The following is a 19455-nucleotide window of genomic DNA, read 5'->3' as shown; positions in this document are numbered from 1 at the left end:
AGATGCCCGTTTTGACAAGGTAGCGGCGACTTGGCCAAGGGACCGTCCCATGGCAAGCCGTGCGTTTAGACCTTTGGTTGGGATGTGTCAATCCGGTAGCAGATACTCTACCAGTTCAGTGCGCTGAAGGACCAGAAAGTTGTCGTCCGAGATCATCGTAGCGCGCAGCCGCCCCTGATCATCGCGCCAAACCGACAACCCTTCGAGGTTGTCATGCGTGCCTGTGCCGGTCGTGAACAGGGTTTCTTCGGCCCCGACTGTATCCCCCGTGATCTGCCACCGCCGCAGGCGGGTGCGGAACCCTGTCAGGGACAGGGCTCGTTCCAATAAATAGAACCGACCTTCAGGGCCGAAATCGGCAGATACAGGCAGGAATTTGCCCCGCTGCGGCAACACGAAAGGGGTCGACCAGCCTTGACCGTCCCAGCGATAAACGGGGATGTCGCCCGCTTCGGTCCGGCTTCTTTCAGGAAGGGTATACAGCCACCCCTGATTGTCGAGTGCCAAGGCTTCGAGCGACCCATTCAGTTTCAGATTTTCAAACGCCTTGGGGCGCGGCAGCACCTGCGCATCGGCGTCGGGGGTCGCGTACCGGGCAACGCGATGCACTGATTCAAATGAGATGTAATGGCTACCGTCCGGTGCGACCGCAATGCCTTCGGAATCCCCTGCTTCACCGGACAGGGGCCGGCCCGTGCTGGACAGAACCGGCCAGTTCCCGGTGATCCGGACCCCTGTAATGTCATCCCCGTCCCGCGCGATGGTCGCGCGGACAAGAACCGACCGGTCACTAAGCGCAAGCATGTGCTGACCGTTGTCCGAGATATGCAGGGCCGAAAACCCACCAAACCAATCGGCCGGGTGGCGCCAGACAAAACTGTTTAGGTATGTGGCCGTCTTGACCTCGACCGCCCAAACTGCACCCGACAGCAAAGTAGCAATCAGTTGGATTGCAAGACTGCGGCGCATTGCTGGGGCAAATCGGTCAGAACATACTCGCGGCGTTTCTTCGGCGCTGGCGCGTTCGGGTCAGGTGGCGGCGGGTTGAGGATGTTGCGCACCCATTGCTGTGCCTCGGCGCAGCCATCACCTTTAGGCGGCGCGTCCTGATTGACACAGCCGCGCGATCCCCTGGGGCATTTCAGGCGCACGTGGAAATGATAGTGATGCCCCCACCATGGTCTGATCTTGCGCAGATAGGCCCGGTTGCCTTTCTCATCGTTGCACATCTGAACCTTTGCGCCGGGAAAGACGAAAATCCGCGCCACGCGCTTATCCTTGGCAGCCTCACGCAGCACGGCGTGGTGCTGTTTGGTCCAGTTCCCATTCACATAGGCCCCGTTGGCCCGGCGCAGAGAAATCGACGAGATATTCTCGCGCGCTTTGCGCGACAACCGCATGTTGTCGCCGGGCAGCATCCAGATATCAATGTCCAAACCCAATTGATGAGAGCGGTGGCCGGAAGTCATCGGACCACCCCGCGGCTGGCTGATATCCCCTATATAGAGACCATTCCACCCCGGTTGCCGGGCCGCAAACTTGCTGAGGTCCTGCACGTAATCAACAGCTTGCGGGTGCCCCCAGTTGCGATTGCGCGACAGGCGCATGGCTTGCCATGTCGGCCCCGTTTCAGGCAGTTGCACTGACCCCGCGGCGCATCCGCGCGAATAACTGCCGAACGCGGCTGGTTTTTGCTGTGAACTTTGCTTTTGCGCTCCGAACAATTGCTTGGCCAAGGGCTGCGCCCCGGCTGCTCCTGCCAATGTCATCGCGGCGATTATTGCTAAAAAACGTAGTAAAATCATCTGCTCTGATCCCCTTCCGGTTTAACCCAGCGCATTAGGAACAAGCCCAGAATAAACAACAGAATGATCGGTGACACCCCCAACCGCGCACTACCCGTGACAGTTGTGGCAATCCCGATTAGCAATGGCGCGGCAAAAGATGTCGCGCGGCCGGACAGGCCGTAAAGGCCAAAGCTTTCGACCGGCGTTTTTGGGTCGGTATGGCGCACCATCATGGATCGGCTGGCCGATTGCAGGATACCGCCCATACCGCCGATCAGAATTCCGCAGCCAAAGAACACCAGATCCGGCAGGCCCGATCCTTCGGGCAAGGTGATGCCGTAAATCTGCGTCCGATCCATCGACACCACTGTGACGCAAACAAAGATCAGCACCCAGATGGCCACCAGAATGACCGGTTTAGGGCCGTATTTCTTATCCATCTTGCCACCAATCCACGCAAAGATGGCTGAGGCCAGAACGCTGACAATCCCGAACACTCCGATCTTGATCAGCCCCCATTCCAACACCAGCCGTGCATAGACACCGCCGAAACTGTACAGCCCGTTCAGCGCATCACGGTAGAACATGGAGGAACCCAGATAAGTTGCCAGACTGACCCGGTGCCGCAGGTCCGAGATGGATTTGCCCAGCAGGTGAAGCGCCTCACCCAGACTGCCGGTCTTGTTACTGTCCGGGTCATCACGCACCCAAAGGAAATAAGGCACCATGAACAGGATGAACCAACCGGCGGTAAAGGGACCCACGAACCGCGTGCCCTCCTGGCTCGCCGCATCCAGTCCGAACATCGGGTCCATCCCAATCAGCGTCTTGCCGTTGGGCTGTTCGACGAACAGCGTCAGCATGATCGCCAATGAAATCAACCCGCCGAAATACCCAAACGCAAACCCCGAGCCCGAGATTTCGCCCACCTCATTGTCATCGCCAAGATCAGGCAGCTGTGAGTTGATGAAGATCAGCGCATACTCCGCGCCGACGAAACCCAGCCCAAAGGCCGACAGCATCAGCCACATGTTCGAGCCATCGGGCAGCGTGTACCAAAGCGCAGCGGACCCCACCGCATACATGATTGAAAAGGCAAAAATCCACGGGATGCGCCTTCCCGACACATCCGCCATCGCACCCAATAGCGGCGCGCCAAAGGCGATGATCAACCCGGTGATGGTCAGGCAATTGGCCCAAACCGTCTGTGCCCGCGCGGCCGCGGCCTCGGCGTCCAACCCGGTGCCTGAAAAATATCCCGCAGCAACCCCGGCGAAGTAAGGACCAAAGACAAAGGTGACCAAAAGGGTGTGATATGGCTGCGTCGCCCAGTCGAAAAACCACCAGCCCCAGATGCGCCTGCGCTTGGAAATCTCTGCCATAACTGCCCCTGTTTATTGTTGCTTTAATAAGACGGGGCTTTAACCCAATTCGCAAGCGTTGTGTTGGCGCGGGCTTGCTCTTTGTCGCGGGTGCGCTTACCTCTCATCTCACGTATTTACCGGAGGCCCCATGCTGTCGTTGATCCAAATTCTGCTGCTGATCCTGGACATTGTCTGGTTCATCATTCTGGCCCATGTGATCATGAGCTGGCTGATCAACTTTCAGGTCCTTAACTTGCACCAGCAACTGGTGGCGCAAATCTGGTACGGCCTGAACCGGATATTAGAGCCTATTTACGGCCCGATCCGTCGCGTTTTGCCCAATATGGGCGGGCTGGATCTGACACCTTTGGTGGTGCTGATCGGTGTTTACGCGCTGCGGATCATCCTGATCAACAATGTGGGCTATTTCGTCTGACCTCTTGTTCACCGAATCTTAGTATGTGATTGTCCTGTCTTAAGAGCAGATAAACCTTAAAACAGGGCAACCCCGCACATGTTCGACGCCGCGCCTTTGCTGCGAGATGTCTTTGGATTCGACGATTTCCGCCCCGGTCAGGAAGAGATCGTCGATGCCGTCACGCTGGGTGAAAACGTGCTGGCGATCATGCCTACTGGCGGCGGTAAATCGCTGTGTTTTCAGCTGCCTGCCTTGCTGCGCGACGGGGTGACGGTGGTTATCTCTCCTCTGATTGCCCTGATGCGCGATCAGGTGCGCGGGCTGCAAGAGGCCGGGGTCGAGGCCGGTGCGCTAACCTCGGGCAACACCCCCGAAGAAACCGACGCCGTGTGGGAAGCGTTGGAGGCCGGGCGCCTGAAACTGCTCTACATGGCCCCCGAGCGTCTGGCCGCCGGGTCAGCCTTGGGCATGTTGCGTCGGATCAATGTCAGCCTGATCGCAGTGGACGAGGCCCATTGCGTCAGCCAATGGGGCCATGATTTCCGCCCAGATTATCTGCGGATTGGAGAATTAAGACGCGCATTGGACGTGCCTTTGGCTGCTTTCACCGCCACAGCGGATGCCGAAACGCAAGATGAAATCGTCGAAAAACTGTTCGACGGCACCGCGCCGCGCAAATTCCTGCGCGGCTTTGATCGGCCCAATATCCATCTGGCCTTTGCTGCCAAGGACGGGCCGCGCAAACAGATCCTCGACTTCGCCGAAGCGCGCAAAGGTCAATCGGGTATCGTCTATTGCGGCACCCGCAACAAGACCGAAGTGCTGGCTCAGGCCCTGCGCGCCGAAGGTCACACCGCCTGTCATTATCACGGCGGAATGGAGGCTGAGGATCGCCGCATCGTCGAAACCCGCTTTGCCCGCGAGGATGGGCTGATCGTGGTTGCCACCGTGGCGTTCGGGATGGGCATCGACAAACCCGATATCCGCTGGGTCGCGCATGCGGACCTGCCCAAATCCATCGAAGCCTATTATCAAGAGATCGGCCGCGCCGGCCGTGACGGCGGACCTGCAGAGACACTGACTCTGTTCGGTCCGGACGACATTCGCCTGCGCCGGTCCCAGATCGACGAGGGGCTCGCACCACCGGAACGGCGCATGGCGGATCATGCACGGCTGAACGCTCTGCTCGGACTGGCCGAGGCGCTGGAATGTCGACGCAAGACCCTGCTGGGGTATTTCGGAGAACAGATCGAACCTTGCGGTAAATGCGATCTGTGCGACAGCCCTCCGGAAGTTTTCGATGGCACCACCCCCGTTCGCATGGCCTTGTCGGCGATCCTGCGCACCGAGGAATGGTTTGGCGCGGGCCATCTGATCGACATTCTGCTGGGTAATGAAACCGACAAGATTCGCGCCCGGCGGCACGACAACCTGTCCACATGGGGCATCGGCAAGGACTGGTCGCGCCCGCAATGGCAGGCGATCTTCCGACAGATGATGGGGCACGATCTTGTCCGCCCCGATCCCGAACGCCACGGCGCGTTGCGCATGACCGAAGCAGCCAAGCCGATCCTGAAAGGTGAGACACAGATCAACCTGCGCAAGGACACGATCCGCAAGGCCACCCGGAGGCCAGCCGTCAAGATGATGGTGTCCGAGGAAGACGCTCCGTTGCTGAGCGCGCTCAAGGCCAAACGTCGCGCGCTGGCGGAAAGCGCACGGGTTCCGGCCTATGTCATCTTTCCCGATCGCACCTTGATTGAAATGGCCGAAAAACGCCCCGCCACACTGGACGATATGGCCCGGATCAGCGGTGTTGGCGCGAAAAAACTGGAACGCTACGGCGACACTTTCCTTGAGGTGCTGATCGGCGCAGTTGAAGAGCTGCACCCCGCACGCCGCAAACTGGCGGGCCGCGAACAGGGGGATATCTATGACCGCCTGCTTGAGGTTCAGACGCAACTGTCGCGCGGTCCTGACGGGATTGACAAACCGCTGACCTGTTCGGCCTCACAACTGGCCAAGGTCGCACAACTGCGCCCCAATGACCCGCGCGGGATGGAGCAGGTGCTGGGCGACCGTCGTCACGAAAGGTTTGGTGCCGCGTTTCTGGACGTGCTGCGCCAGGCGGGCTGATACGCTTTGCGTTGGATTTGGGTCGAAAGACGCTGCCTCTTCCTACGGTCGAACGCGCCTGTCGACAAATATGCTTTTGACGACACGCAAAACGTCCTAGATACCCTGCATCAGGCAAGAAACGAGGGCGGATATGCTGATAGTGGTTTCCCCGGCCAAGCGGCTGGATTGGGCAGAGCGGGACGTTGAGGTCACGCAACCCGACTTTCAGGACGACGCGATCCGACTGTCGAAAACCGCCCGCAATCTGACGTTGGGCGATCTGAAAAAACTGATGGACCTCAGCGATGATCTGGCCCGCCTGAACCGTGACCGGTATCGCGCATTTTCGGACGCACCGGGCGCTGATCTGATCCGACCTGCCGCGCTGGCCTTTGCCGGGGACACCTATCAGGGACTAGAAGCGGCCTCGCTGGATTCGGAAGAAATGGCCTGGGCGCAGGATCACTTGCGTATCCTGTCCGGGCTTTACGGGGTGTTGCGCCCGCTGGACGCGATTCAACCCTACCGGCTTGAAATGGGCAGCAGGCTAAAAACCCGGCGCGGCAAGAACCTGTATGAATACTGGCGCGACCAACTGAGCAAGGCGCTGAACGCACAAGCCGAAGAGGTCGGATCAGACGTTCTGGTGAATTGTGCCAGTCAGGAATATTTCGGCGCGGTCGACCTGAAGGCGCTGAAACTGCGGGTGATCACACCGGTTTTTATGGAAGACAAGGCGGGCACCCCAAAGATCGTCAGCTTTTTCGCCAAGAAAGCGCGGGGTGCGATGGCCCGTTACATCGTTCAACACCGCCTGACCGCCCCCAAGGGGCTGCTGGATTTTGACACAGGTGGTTATGAATACCGCCCGGATCTGTCGGAAGAGGACAGACCCGTTTTTGTACGCCCCTATCAGGCCTGATCCAGCATTGATGGGTCGTAAGCAACCAGCTCAACCGTGTTGCCCTCGGGGTCCTCGGTAAAAATACCGCGCCATCCGATCCAGCCGAACTGTTCAACGCGGTAAGGCTGACCGATCTTGTCATACCAGCGCATCACCGCCTCTTGTTCGGCAAAGGGCAATGACAGCGCAATATGATGCAACGATGATCCGGCCCCGGTTGTGGGCTTGTTAGCGCCGCTCGGGTGCAAGCCGGGCCGCGGGGCTGCCGTGTGGTGGAACAAGGCCAAGACCTGCGTATGCCCACCGAACCCTACGGCGATGCGGAAAAAGGTAATGGCGCTGTTGTGATCACCGCTCAGGCGTTCCAGCCCGATTACATCTTCATAAAACGCCACCATCGCGCCCATATCGGCGCAACGAATGGCAATCTCACCCAAGGCACGAGGTTGAAATCCACGGTCTGTCATGGGCTTACCCTAGTCAGCCTGTGCATCTTCGGCAATGACAGGCAAAACATCCTCGGGCTGATGGTCCAATACCATCTGGTGGATTTTCCGCTTTTGCAGCGGTTTGGTCAAATAGTGATCCAGCCCGGCTGACAGAATGCCCTGATCGTCCCCTGCCATGGCATGCGCCGTCAAGGCGACGATCGGCACATGCCGATCCGTGTCAATCTCGCGACGCCGGATTTCCGCCGTGGCTTGCTTGCCATCCATCTTGGGCATCGAAATATCCATGAAAATCAGGTCCGGGTCGAATTTCTGATGCTGGTCCACGGCTTCCAGCCCATTCGCGGCGAATTGCAGGTCAATGTTCAGATCCTTGACCATCTTTTGCAGGATCAACTGATTGGTCCGATTATCCTCGGCTGCCAAAACACGCATCTGGCGTTCACCCTGCGGCTCTGACGGGGCCTCGGGGTCGCTTGAAGCAGTTTCAGGCGCGGCAGGCAGCCGCCCCAATGTCGTCAAACGCGAATACAATTCGGCGCGCGGAATAGGTTTTTGCAACACCCCGTCGATCAGGTGACGTGCCGGGTTGGCGTGGATGACACCGGGATTGGCCGACATCACCACCACCGGCAAATCCCCCCAGCCCCGGTCTTTCAGCGTGGTCGCCAGCTCCAACCCATCCATATCCGGCAGGTCATGATCACACAGCAACAGGTCCACGCTGTCATCGACAGCGGCCAGCGCCTCACCCCCCGAGGCGCAGACGGTAACCTTTGACCCCAGCCGCCCCAGCTGTTTCGACAGGATGGCACGGTTCACCGCCAGATCCTCAACCAACACCACGTGGCGCAACCGACCAGCCAGATCGGGCGGTGTGGGTTGCGGGCCTTCGACAGTTGGCAATGAAATGCGGAACCCAAAGCACGAGCCCTGCTCGGGCTCGCTTTCCACCCAGACCGACCCGTCCATCAGTGTTATCAGCCGTTTGGTGATGGCCAACCCCAGGCCCGTACCCTCGAACGCACGGTTTTTCTCATCCTCGACCTGATTGAATTCGCCAAAGATGTGCCCGATCTTGTCCTCTTCGATGCCGATGCCGGTATCTTCGATCGCGACATGAATATCGCAGGTATTCGGATCTGTATTCGGCACCCCGGTAACGCGGATCAGCACGTGGCCTTCGGTGGTGAACTTGACCGCATTGCCCACCAGATTGGTCAGCACCTGCCGCACACGGCCGGGATCGCCCACGAACAGCGTTGGCAGAAACAGGTCATAATCGACCAGCAAGGACAGCCCCTTGTCGCGCACGCTGGGTTGCAGCAGCATCGCAACCTCAAGAATGCAGCGTTCGAAATCGAACTGTTCGGGGTGCAGGATCAGCTTGTCCGCCTCGATCTTGGAATAGTCCAGAACGTCGTTGATGATCACCAACAACGCCTCGCCCGAGTTTCGGATGGTGTTGAGATAGAGACGCTGTTCCTCGTCCAGCGGGGTTTCCGACATCAGTTCGGTCATGCCGACAATGCCGTTCATCGGAGTCCTGATCTCATGGCTCATATTGGCCAGAAAGGCGGATTTGGCGCGGTTTGCGGCCTCGGCCCGCTCGCGAGCGGCCTGCAACTCAGTCTCATGCCGGACCGAGGCGGTGATGTTCAGGCCCAGGCTGACCACGTCACCGCCATTGCCGCGCTGGTCGATCATCTTGAAATATTCGCCGTTCCACAGCTTGATCACCACCGATTCCGGCTGCGGCTGCGCCCAGCGGGTCAGCATTCTGGCCTGCCAATCGGCCGGAGATTCGGCGCCAATGTCGATCAACCCTTCGTCGGTCAAAATCTCAAGAATCCGCGCATAGGAAATACCCGGCGACACCTCATCCAATCCATCAAATAGGCTGAGATAGGCGGCATTGGCGCCAATCATGCCGCTTTGATCATCGAAAAAGGCAAACCCGTCCTGAATAGTCTGCATCGAATGCCACAAGCGGCGCTCGGCCACTTCGATCTTGGCATTGGCTTCGGTCAGGTCGGATTTGACCTTTTCATTTTCATCCCGAACCGTTTCGACCTCAGCCTGAGTTTCACCGATACGTTTGGTCAGCGCCATCGCGTGCAAACCCAGCTTGCGATTGGCGGCAGACAATTCGGCCTGCTTCATCTCCAACAGCCGCTCGGCCGCCAGCCGCGCACGCCGTTCCTGTGCCAGTTTGGTTGCTAGACTCATCGTTGCTGATCCCGGGTAACTTGCGCCCAGCATCCGGACAGAGCGTGAAAAAGTGCTTAAGCCGTTGCCCGAACATGGACCCTCGTGTCAGAGTTTTCGAAAACCGGAGGCCTGCCCATGCCGCGTAAAACGTACTTGCCTATACTCTTTGCCATCACGCTGGGGTCTCATGCGATGGCGGATTGCGCCACGGATGCGCAGATCGACCAATTTGTGCAGGACTATCTGTCCAACACACCCACGGCAGCCTTGTCTGCGGATGGCAGCATGGAAGACGCGCTGTGTACACAAGCCAAGATAGCCAGTGCGTTAGAGCCACATTTGGGGCCGATCATCGGCTATAAGGCAGGCCTGACCAGCGCCCCCGCGCAAGAGCGGTTCGGCGCGGCTGAACCGGTTCAGGGCGTTCTGTACCGCGATATGATGCTGGACGACGGGGCCACGGTGCCCGCCACATGGGGTGCCCGTCCGGTTTTTGAGGCCGATCTGGTGCTGGTTGTCGGTGACGCTGGCATCAATCAGGCCACCACCCCGGCCGAGGTCCTTGCCCATATCTCAGCAATCCGCCCCTTTATCGAGCTGCCGGATCTAACTCTGGCCGAGGGGGAGCCGATCACGCCGGTTACCCTAACCGCCATCGGCGTTGCCCCGAAACTCGGCGTGTTAGGCTCTGAAATTTCCGTATCCGATCCTGCAGCGATGACGCAGGCGTTGCAGGATATGACGGTCACACTCCGCGCCGCGGACGGTGAGGTGCTGGCGCAGGCGCCCGGGGCTGCTGTCCTGGGGCACCCGGCGAATGCCGCCCTGTGGCTGATGTCGAAAGGTATCAAGTTTCAAGCCGGCGACATGATCTCGGTCGGGTCATTCGGCCCACTTGTGCCACCCGCAAAGGGCAAGGGCGGGGCATCCGTCACCTATGCGGGCCTGCCCGGCAATCCCACAGTCAGCGTTGTGTTTGAATAATCAGCGTCGCCCTTCGCGCAACCAGCCTGCCAGCAAGAAACCACCGGCCAACACCAGCACCAGCCAGGGTGGCAACAAACCGGCCTGCGTGACATCACGCGTCTCATAGGCATCACGCGGGGTCAGACCAATCCAACCGCGCCCGGCAGCCGGGCGCCCGGCGCGGACATTGCGGATAGACGGCAACCCATCTTCCAGGCGGATTGTACCCCCGCGCAGTTCGGCCAGTACGGGTTTCAGAACCTCATCAGTGGCAATGGTGCGCTCAAATTCTTTCGGCGCAGCGGGGCCCAGCCCGATCACCGCCATCTGGTCACCTTCCTGAAGACGGTAGAGGCCTATCTCGGGTCCAAAATAGTTTGCCTCGAACCGCCCCGGAGACACCTCATCAAGCGTTACTTCAAGTGTTTCGCCATCGGGGCGGGTGATGGTCACCGGTCCAACCTCATCCTCCAAAGTCTGGCGGATGATACGCATGACCTGCCCGTTGGCTTCGGCCCACAAGGCTTCTTCCTCAAGCTCGGGTTCTTTCATCATCCAATGGGCAAGACGGCGCAGCAGTTCCAATTGCGGCCCCCCGCCCTCAAAACCCCGGCTCCACAACCAGGCATGGTCTGACGCCAAAAGCGCCACGCGCCCCTCGCCCACGCGGTCCAGCACCAGCAGGGGTCGCTCATCCACGCCAGTCATCAACAGCTCACCCGTGCGGTGGTTGACGTCGATCTGGCGCAGCCACGCACCCCAATCCTCAGAATCCCCCAGATCTGTCGTCACCGGGTGGCGATGGCCCAGATCGGTCACCATGGGCACAAAACGTTCCTCAATCACTCGTGCAGTGGGCTGTGCAGGCAGAATCGGCGCCAGGGGGGAGCGGAAGATACTGTCAGCGCTGGCAAAATCCGGCCCCGCCGCAATCAGAACCGCGCCGCCTTCGTTGATATAGTTGGTGACATTGTCCAGATAGATCGCGGGCAGGATGCCGCGCCGCTTGTAGCGATCAAATATGATCAGGTCGAAATCGTTGATCTTTTCCAAAAACAGCTCACGCGTTGGGAACGCGATCAGCGACAACTCATCCACCGGCACGCCATCCTGTTTCTCGGGCGGGCGCAGGATGGTGAAATGCACCAAATCGACCGAGCTGTCGGATTTCAGCAGATTGCGCCAGGTTCGCCCACCCGGATGCGGCTCACCCGACACCAGCAGCACACGCAACCGGTCTCGCACCCCGTTCATCTGGATCAACGCGGTGTTGTTGCGGTCGGTCAATTCGCCCTCGGCCTGAGGCACAGTGAACTGGATGACATTGCGCCCACCATGCGGCAGAGCGATGGGCAATTCGACATCGACGCCGATGGGAATGGTGAATTGTTCCGGCTCAGCCCCATCTACTGATATCTCAAGCGGCGCAGTGGTCACCCCGGTAGGCGCAGCGCCGCTGTCTTCGACGCGCAAGGTCAGGGTCACAGGCTCGCCGATAATGGCAAAGGCGGGGGCATTGCGGACGATCAGGCGGCGATCCCAGTCGCTTGCACGCCCGGTTTGCAGCAAATGTATCGGCGCGGGCAGGTCGGGAGCCTGCTCGACATCATGCACCAGCCCGTCTGAAACCACGAGAATACCCGCAATCCGTGCGCGCGGCTCTTCGGCCAGTGCGGCGCTCAATGCGGTCATAACCTGCGTGCCTTCGTCCCCATCTCCGTCGGCGACCTTGATCCGGCGCAGCTCGGTATTGTCGCGGGATTCGATTTCAGCAGCCAGGCCTTCAGCCGCCTGCGCGGTTTGATCGGCGCGATCCGAAAGGGCCTGACTGGCGCTTTCATCTTCGATCATCAGCACGATATCGGTCAGCGGCGCACGGTCTTCGACCTGATAGACCGGACCCGCCAAGGCCGCGATCACCACCAGCGCCGCCAGCCCGCGCAAGGCCCAGCCAGACAAGCCGCGCCACAGGGCCAGCAGAACCCCTGTGACCGCAATCGCGGCGACAAAGGCCAGAACAGGCCACGGGATCAGCGGATCAAAGATGACGGTTCCGGTCATTGTCCCAACCTGTCCAAAAGCGCAGGCACGTGTACCTGATCCGATTTGTAATTCCCGGTCAGCACATGCATCACCAGATTGACCCCAAAGCGATTGGCCAGCTCGCGCTGGCGTTCCCCGGCATAACCACGCCCGACTGGCAACAGCGCCTGTCCGTTGCGGTCAATTGCCCAGGCCCCGGCCCAGTCATTGCCGCCAATCACTACAGGGGTGACGTTGTCGTTGAGATTGCGAAAGGGCATGCCCTCGATCTGTTCGGCATCCACTGGCGCGGCCTCAACCCAGATTTCAGTGCCTGCGTAGCGACCCGGAAAATCCTGCAGCAGGTAAAAGGCGCGGGTCAGGACATGGTCACCGGGGACAGGCTCTAACGCGGGAATATTAAGCGGGGCCGCCAGTTGTTGCAGCTTGCGCCCATTGGGGCTCGAAGCCCCAAAGCGCGCGATATCCGCATCACGGGTGTCGAACAGGATCATGCCACCCGACCGCAGATAAGCGTTCAGTTTGACATAGGCCTCAGCCGAAGGCTGCGGCTGATCCGGAGTGATCGGCCAATACAGCAGCGGGAAAAACGCCAGTTCATCGCGCTCAAGATCCACCCCAAAAGGCTCGGCAGGTTCGACCGATGTGCGATAGAACAGTGTTTGCGACAAGCCACGCAGGCCCGCACCTGCCACATCGTCAACCTGCGCATTTCCGGTCAACACATGGGCCAGCACCAGCTCATGCGTGGCATTCAGTGCGAATTCTGTATCCTCGGGCGTCTGCGCCTGCGCCTGCGGCACCAACAGCATGGCACCCAGCGCAACCGCCGTCGCTTTGGCCAGGCCAAGGCGGCCAGACAAGGCCAATGAGGCGATCACATCAATCGTCAGCAATAGCAGAGCAAGGCTGAGCAGGATGCCCCCGACAGGTGTCTCAGAGTTCACCTCCTGCCCTTTGATCGGTACATCCGAAGGCCAGATTGCCGGGCTAATCACAGCCTCTTCCGACAGAACATTCAAGGCCAGCTTCTGTTTGCCGCTTTCATATAGGCCGGGCTGCAAACCGGGGCCGATTGCGCCCGAGATCAGCTCGACCCCGTCCACGCCAGCCAGATTGCCCGCATCCGACAGGGCGCCAAAGCCGTCCATCACCTGCAACGGCTCCCACGTGGTGCCCTGCAGCTGCGAATCCTGCCGCGATTTCGCCGCTGAGGCCACGGCCAGACGGTCCAACATCTCAACAAACAGCCCCGAAAGCGGCAGGCTGGACCATTCTGCATCCGCCGTTACATGGAACAGCACCACCTGGCCTAAGCCCAGCGCCTTGCGTGTGACCAGGGGCGTGCCGTCGGACAGCGATGCAATCACCCGATCCGCCAAGTTAGGGTCTGGTTGCGCCATGACCTGCGTTGTGACTGTCACATCCCCCGGCACCTGCAAGCCGTAGAAAGGCGAGTTTTCCGGGAAGGGCGCCAGCCCCTTGGCCTCACCCCAGCTCATCGCGCCACCGACCGAGCGACCGCCGCTGCGCAGACGTACCGGCAGCAATACATCCTCGGATTCGCGGCCCAGGTCGCTGGCGGCCATGCGCGGGCCGGCAAAGCGCAGCAATAACCCGCCCTGTTCGACCCATTCCACCAATGCTGTCTGTTCCCCGGGCGACAGTTTGGCCACATCGGCCAGTACGATGGCATCAGGATTGGCAGGCAAAACTTCCAGCAATCCTCCATCCACAAAATCCGCGGTGGGGCTCAGGACCTGGGTCAGATAGTGCAGCGGCGAGAGCAACTCCAGCCCTTCACGGTTCAACGTTCCGGCGATCAGGGCGACCTCGCGTCGGCGAAGACTGTCATCCGTCAGCGTCACCGCACCGGCAGAACGCTGGCCCTGAATCTCGAACCTTGTGATCCGTCCCCGCAATTCGGATGGCAAGGCAAGCTCCACCTGCGTCGTTGTTTCATTTTCGTCGAAAATGGCATCAGCGCTGTGCAGAATGCGCATGACACCCGCCGGATCGCGGCCCTGAGCCAAAAGCGTGACAGCCGTCGCCGGCCCGGGTTCAGATCGTCTTGCGGTCAGTTGAATAACCCCATCCTGATACACTGCCGGAACCATCGCCAGCACCGGGGCGGCAGATTGATAAACCGTCACCTCACCACGAGATTGCAAGGTGTCCAGAATTCGGGCGCTGTTCAGGTAAGCCAGCTTGTCGCTGAACCAGAATGTGTCAAAGTCCTCTTCGATCTGATCCAGCACGTCGATCGCCTGCGTGATCTGGATTTCGCTTGGTTGCCACGGCACCGGAACCATCCCCGGCAATCGCCCGCGCCAGGCCTCTGCTGCCTGAAAAACAGGGGTTTCCGGCTCTGTGAGACGCAAAATGGATACCGGACGACCCGCGCGTCCGGCCTCAACCAACTGGGCGTCAATTTGCTCCAGCGTTGCTGGCCATCCCGTAGCCCCGGCCCAGCTTGCATCCAACACCAAAAGCAACGGGCCGGACCCGGCCTGAATACGTGACGGGTTCAATACCGGTCCGGCCAATCCGATGATGATCGCGGCAACTGCCAACATCCGCAGTAACAGCAGCCACCAAGGGGTGCGGTCCGAAACGCTTTCCTTGTCCTTTTGTCCCAAAAGCAACGTGACCGCGGGAAACAAGCGGCGGATCGGTGCGGGTGGGACCGCGCGCAGGATCAACCACAGGATCGGCAGGGCCAGCAGGCTCAGCAATACCCAAGGGGATGTGAAGCTGATCACTGACAGAAATGCCGTCATCGCAAGCTCCCGTCCAAAGCGCGGTACAGCCACAGCAGCGCTGCCTGTGCGCTGTCTTCCGTGTGATGCAGGCCATATTGCCAATTTGTCGCCCGGCACAATTGCTGTAGCGCTTCTTTGCGCTCCGCCAGCCGCTCAAGGTACCGGCCACGCAAAGCACCAGCTTTCAGGGTCTCGTGTTTCAGGGTTCGTCCGACACTCTCGAACACGGTGCGGCCGTGATAGGGAAAAGATTCCTCGCTCGGGTCCAGAACATGCATCAAAACGCCCCGCACGCCACGGTCGGCAGCCTTGGTCAGGGCCAGCTCCACCTCACTCATCGGAGCCAGAAAATCCGATATGAACACGGCACGCGCGCGCGGGATCATGGCGCGATGCTCGGGCGAGGCGTAATCGTCCTGCACATCGCCCGACCAAGCCTGCGCCAGTCGGATGATTTGCGCGTTTCCGCGCCGAGGCGGCAGCGTGGTTCCGGTCAGGCCCACGCGCTCTCCACCGCGTACCAGCAGGATCGAGATTGCCAAACCCAGCAAGCGGGCCCTGTCACCTTTCGTGGGAAGGTTCTTGTCGGACGCAAACCGCATCGACGCACCCTGATCCACCCACAGCATCACCGATTGCGCGATCTGCCATTCGCGTTCACGCACAAACTGCTGATCCCCGCGCGCCGAACGCCGGTGGTCGATCATCCGGCGGCTGTCCCCGATCTGCGCCGGGCGGTATTGCCAGAAATCATCGCCAAGGCCCGAGCGTCTGCGCCCGTGATCGCCCAGCAAAACGGTTCCGGCCAGATGCTCGGCGCGCGCCAACAGTGGCGGCAGCCGGGACGCCTCGGCTTCGGATCTTTCGCGAAGGGTCAGCGCGGCATTCACGCCGCGGCCTCGTTGCGGATCAAACCGGCAGCCGTGGAATCGATCAACGCAGCTAGGCTGTCGCCCCGGGCACGTGCCGCAAAGTTCAGCGCCATCCGGTGGCTGAGTACAGGGCGTGCCATGTCCAGGACATCTTCGGCATTTGGCGCCAACCGCCCCTGCAACATCGCGCGGGCGCGCACGGTCATCATAAGCGCCTGCGCCGCACGGGGGCCGGGGCCCCAGGCAACCGTTTCCGCGACGCGCTCGGACACACCGGGCTCTTCCGGGCGGAAGGCACGAACCAGATCAAGGATTAGCTCCACAACCGAATCCCCAACGGGCATCCGCCGCAGCAGAACCTGCGCGGCCAGTAATTCATCCTTGGTAAAAATCTCATGCGCGCTGGCTTCTTCGACCCCCGTGGTCGCCAGCAGGATGTCGCGCTCAGTCTCACGATCCGGGTATTCGACGTCGATCTGCACAAGGAAGCGATCCAACTGCGCCTCGGGCAGCGGATAGGTGCCTTCCTGTTCAATCGGGTTCTGCGTGGCCAGTACATGAAAAGGCTCGCCCAACGAGCGATCCTCGCCCGCAACAGTCACGGTGCGTTCCTGCATCGCCTGCAACAGCGCCGACTGGGTCCGCGGGCTGGCGCGGTTGATCTCATCTGCCATCAGCAACTGACAGAAGATCGGACCAGGGATGAACCGGAAGTGGCGGGTGCCGTCATCGGCGGTGTCCAGCACTTCGGATCCCAGAATATCGGCGGGCATCAGGTCGGGCGTGAACTGGATACGATTGCCATGCAGGCCCATCACCGTCGACAAGGTTTCAACCAATCGCGTCTTGCCCAGCCCCGGCAAGCCGATCAACAAAGCGTGACCGCCGCACAGCAGCGCAGTCAGGGTCAGGTCAACGACCCGTTCCTGTCCGATAAAGCGGCGGGTGATCGAGGCCTTGGCCTCTTGCAGCTTGTTTTCCAGCGCTTCGATCTCGGACACGAGGTCGGCAGGTTCGCTCATGACTTTCCCTTCCGTGGACTATTATGATTGAAGTGTATCGCGCTGAGAGGAAATGGCAAAAGCAATGAGCGGACAAAAACCTGTGACCCCTTCACCTGATGGTCTGGCAGCATCAGTCAAAGCAACCAAATCCAAGGGTTTGCCGCCTGTTCACCTGTGGAATCCTCCGTTTTCCGGCGATCTGGACATCAAGATCGCAAAAGATGGCACCTGGAGTTATTTAGGGTCGTCCATCAACCGGTTCGAGCTTGTGAAGCTTTTTTCCTCAATTCTTAAGAAAGAAGACGGGAAGTATTACCTAGTAACCCCGGTGGAAAAGGTTGGAATCACCGTCGAGGACGCGCCCTTTGTGGCCGTCGATTTCGATGTCGAGGGGGAAGGCGAAGGGCAAAGCGTGACTTTCAGCACGCATGTCGGTGACCGGGCTGTGGCGGGGCCGGATCACCCCATCCGCATTGTCATCGACAAGGAAACAGAAGAGCCGTCGCCCTATGTATTGGTGCGCACAAACCTTGAGGCGCGGATTGATCGCAAAAGCTTTTACCGCCTCGTGGACCTTGCCCAGCATCAGGATGGCTGGTTCGGCGTTCGGTCGGGCGGGCAGTTTTTTCCGCTGATCCCGTCAAAGGATCTGCCGGATTAAGCCCGTCGCGGGACCCGGCGATCCTGCGCCAGAACCACAGCAACAGCGACGATGCTCGCGCCCAGCGCGCGGGTCCAATTCCACTCTTCGCCCAATATCAGCATGATCAGCATCACATAGAAGGGCGCGATGTTGATATGAAACGAGGCCAACGCCACGCCCAGCTTGCCCACCGATGCAATGAACAGCACCTGGCTCAGCCCCAGCGAAACCAGCGCATAGATGACCAGCATCCCCATCTGCTGCACATCAATCGGTGCCGAGGGCAGGATATCCATGCCCGCCTGACCCGCCGCAAAGAACAGGAATGCAGCCACGATCAGCCCCCCAACCAAGGTAATCGTGCTGCGTCCGGTCTGGCTGAGGTCGGGGAAATCCCGCGCTGTCGCCATGCTGGCCCAACAAAACAGCCCGGTTGATAGGATGGCACAGCCCGCGCCCAACCCCAGCTGCGCCGGAGCCACCGCACTGGTGGCGATCAGCCCGCCGACGATAGACACGACCAGACCAAGCGCAAAATTCCACCGCAACCGCCGTGTACCGGTCGCCAGTTCCAACAGCGTCGCGAACAAAGGCGCGCAAGAGGCGATGATGGCCACCGTCACCGGGTCAGTCAGTTTTTGCGCCACAATGATCAGGAACATGCCAGCGCCCAGCGTCCCGCCAACAAACAACGCGTGACCCCAACGGGCGCGCAACACGCGTGACGGCCCGTCAATCAGCAACCAGATCGGAACCAGAAACGCCACCGCCAATACCAGTCGTGCGGCAAACAGGGCCACCGGAGGCCAGCTTTGCAACAGCACCTCGGCGGCCGGAAATCCCGCCGCCCAAGTCAGCATGGATGCAACCGCCAGACCATTGCCAGACACCGCGGATGTCCGTCCGCCAGACACAGTAAGGGCGTTCCCGCGCACGGGGTCAGGGCTCATTGCCATCGTGTTCAAACCTTCTGTTGGCACGGCGCGCAAAAATGATTCGCCGCGTTGCCCCAAAGGTCTCTGAATTGATCCGGGCGATCTGGCCGATTTTCGACAATCTGTCGTTTTTAGTCCCCTTCCCCAAAAATCGCCGTCCCGGTAAGGTCCGGCCAACAACTGCCCGAGATCGCCCATGCCCAAATTTGCCGCCAATATCTCACTGCTCTTTGCCGAGCTTCCGTATCTGGAGCGTTTCCAGGCGGCGGCCGACGCCGGATTCAAGGCGGTCGAAATTCTGTTTCCTTATGAACTGGCCGCAAAGGAAACGCGCCGCGCCCTGCTGGCGAACGGGTTGGATCTGATCCTGATCAACGCCCCTCCACCCAATTACACCGGGGGCGAGCCCGGCTATGCTGCGGTTCCGGGTGGCGAGGCGCGGTTTCAATCCGATATCCGCCGTGTCCTGCGCTATGCCGAGATCCTGCGACCAGGGCTAATCCACATCATGTCGGGTTATGCCAAAGGTCCGGACGCGCAGGACTGTTTCGTGCGCAACCTGCAATGGGCCGCCGATTTCGCCCCGCAACAGCAGTTCACGATCGAACCGCTGAACCCTGTTTCCCAGCCCGGGTACTTTCTGAACGATTACGATCTGGCAATGCAGGTGCTGGATCACGTGAACCGCCCGAATGTCGGCCTGCAATATGACAGCTTCCATGCTCATATGATCCATGACGACGCAATAACTGTCTGGGATCGCTTTCACCCGCGGATCGTTCACGCCCAGATCGGCGCTGCCCCCGACCGTCGCGAACCGGGGCGCGGACCAACAGATTTCCAACGTCTGTTCGCAGCGATAGACGCAAAGGGCTATTCTGGCTGGGTCAGCGCCGAATATACACCCTCGACACCGCGAACACCGGACAGCCTTGATTGGATGCGGGGCTAGCTCTGGCGTTTTGACGGAAAATACAGC

Annotated in this window: 16 protein-coding genes; 6 read left to right on the top strand and 10 right to left on the bottom strand. The window is 60.1% G+C overall.

Annotated elements, in window-relative coordinates; all coding sequences use genetic code 11:
* Positions 1–87: 87 nt before the first annotated feature.
* From AB1A64_RS18155 to AB1A64_RS18145, 3 genes are read right to left on the bottom strand one after another with little or no spacing between them, the layout of a single operon-like run.
* Positions 88–969, bottom strand: coding sequence for an esterase-like activity of phytase family protein (locus tag AB1A64_RS18155; protein ID WP_366552901.1), 882 nt, complete (start codon positions 967–969; stop codon positions 88–90).
* On the bottom strand, positions 942–1805 hold the full coding sequence (gene mepA, locus AB1A64_RS18150; RefSeq protein ID WP_366552899.1) for a penicillin-insensitive murein endopeptidase: 864 nt from the start codon (positions 1803–1805) through the stop codon (positions 942–944). The genes AB1A64_RS18155 and mepA overlap by 28 nt, the downstream gene beginning before the upstream one ends.
* The gene (locus AB1A64_RS18145; protein ID WP_366552897.1) at positions 1802–3169 is read right to left on the bottom strand and encodes an MFS transporter; all 1368 of its coding nucleotides are present in this window, start codon (positions 3167–3169) and stop codon (positions 1802–1804) included. Before AB1A64_RS18145 ends, mepA begins: the two co-directional genes overlap by 4 nt.
* A gap of 130 nt (positions 3170–3299) precedes the next feature.
* Between AB1A64_RS18145 and AB1A64_RS18140 the strand changes: the two genes are divergently transcribed.
* The 3 genes from AB1A64_RS18140 to yaaA all read left to right on the top strand — a co-directional run bounded on the left by AB1A64_RS18140 (position 3300) and on the right by yaaA (position 6609).
* Positions 3300–3587: a YggT family protein gene (locus AB1A64_RS18140; RefSeq protein ID WP_085822628.1), complete on the top strand. Its 288-nt coding sequence runs from the start codon at positions 3300–3302 to the stop codon at positions 3585–3587.
* A 78-nt stretch (positions 3588–3665) separates the two neighbouring features.
* Positions 3666–5705: a DNA helicase RecQ gene (gene recQ / locus AB1A64_RS18135; protein ID WP_366552895.1), complete on the top strand. Its 2040-nt coding sequence runs from the start codon at positions 3666–3668 to the stop codon at positions 5703–5705.
* Positions 5706–5838: 133 nt separating this feature from the next.
* Positions 5839–6609: a peroxide stress protein YaaA gene (gene yaaA, locus AB1A64_RS18130; protein ID WP_366552893.1), complete on the top strand. Its 771-nt coding sequence runs from the start codon at positions 5839–5841 to the stop codon at positions 6607–6609.
* On the opposite strand, the gene AB1A64_RS18125 is transcribed toward yaaA, so the two are convergent.
* The gene (locus tag AB1A64_RS18125; protein ID WP_366552891.1) at positions 6600–7058 is read right to left on the bottom strand and encodes a VOC family protein; all 459 of its coding nucleotides are present in this window, start codon (positions 7056–7058) and stop codon (positions 6600–6602) included. The genes yaaA and AB1A64_RS18125 overlap by 10 nt on opposite strands.
* A gap of 9 nt (positions 7059–7067) precedes the next feature.
* A complete protein-coding gene (locus AB1A64_RS18120) occupies positions 7068–9269 on the bottom strand; it encodes a response regulator (RefSeq protein ID WP_366552889.1) in 2202 nt (733 codons plus the stop codon).
* Between the two features lie 117 nt (positions 9270–9386).
* On the opposite strand from AB1A64_RS18120, the gene AB1A64_RS18115 reads away from it, so the two are divergent.
* On the top strand, positions 9387–10235 hold the full coding sequence (locus tag AB1A64_RS18115) for a fumarylacetoacetate hydrolase family protein (protein ID WP_366552887.1): 849 nt from the start codon (positions 9387–9389) through the stop codon (positions 10233–10235).
* Here AB1A64_RS18115 and AB1A64_RS18110 read toward each other — a convergent pair whose 3' ends face one another.
* The 4 genes from AB1A64_RS18110 to AB1A64_RS18095 are packed head-to-tail and all read right to left on the bottom strand — an operon-like array spanning position 10236 to position 16916.
* Complete coding sequence (locus AB1A64_RS18110) at positions 10236–12278, bottom strand: hypothetical protein (protein ID WP_366552885.1); 2043 nt, start codon at positions 12276–12278, stop codon at positions 10236–10238.
* Positions 12275–15040, bottom strand: a complete 2766-nt coding sequence (locus AB1A64_RS18105; protein WP_366552883.1) for a DUF4159 domain-containing protein — start codon at positions 15038–15040, stop codon at positions 12275–12277. The genes AB1A64_RS18110 and AB1A64_RS18105 overlap by 4 nt, the downstream gene beginning before the upstream one ends.
* Positions 15037–15912: a DUF58 domain-containing protein gene (locus tag AB1A64_RS18100; RefSeq protein ID WP_366552881.1), complete on the bottom strand. Its 876-nt coding sequence runs from the start codon at positions 15910–15912 to the stop codon at positions 15037–15039. The genes AB1A64_RS18105 and AB1A64_RS18100 overlap by 4 nt, the downstream gene beginning before the upstream one ends.
* Positions 15909–16916, bottom strand: coding sequence for a MoxR family ATPase (locus AB1A64_RS18095; RefSeq protein WP_366552879.1), 1008 nt, complete (start codon positions 16914–16916; stop codon positions 15909–15911). Before AB1A64_RS18095 ends, AB1A64_RS18100 begins: the two co-directional genes overlap by 4 nt.
* A 64-nt stretch (positions 16917–16980) precedes the next feature.
* Between AB1A64_RS18095 and AB1A64_RS18090 the strand changes: the two genes are divergently transcribed.
* Entirely contained in the window at positions 16981–17559 is a 579-nt protein-coding gene (locus AB1A64_RS18090; protein ID WP_366552877.1) for a DUF1285 domain-containing protein, read from the top strand.
* Here AB1A64_RS18090 and AB1A64_RS18085 read toward each other — a convergent pair.
* Positions 17556–18491, bottom strand: a complete 936-nt coding sequence (locus AB1A64_RS18085; RefSeq protein WP_366552875.1) for a DMT family transporter — start codon at positions 18489–18491, stop codon at positions 17556–17558. The two genes, AB1A64_RS18090 and AB1A64_RS18085, sit on opposite strands and share 4 nt — an antisense overlap.
* A 181-nt stretch (positions 18492–18672) precedes the next feature.
* On the opposite strand from AB1A64_RS18085, the gene AB1A64_RS18080 reads away from it, so the two are divergent.
* Positions 18673–19428, top strand: a complete 756-nt coding sequence (locus AB1A64_RS18080; RefSeq protein WP_366552873.1) for a TIM barrel protein — start codon at positions 18673–18675, stop codon at positions 19426–19428.
* The last annotated feature ends 27 nt before the right edge of the window (positions 19429–19455 follow it).

Origin of the sequence: Ruegeria sp. ANG10, from assembly GCF_040705255.1 — a bacterium.
Taxonomy (GTDB): domain Bacteria; phylum Pseudomonadota; class Alphaproteobacteria; order Rhodobacterales; family Rhodobacteraceae; genus Ruegeria.
The sequence above is the reverse complement of the archived record's forward strand: the minus strand, read 5'-3'. Positions and strand labels throughout refer to the sequence as shown.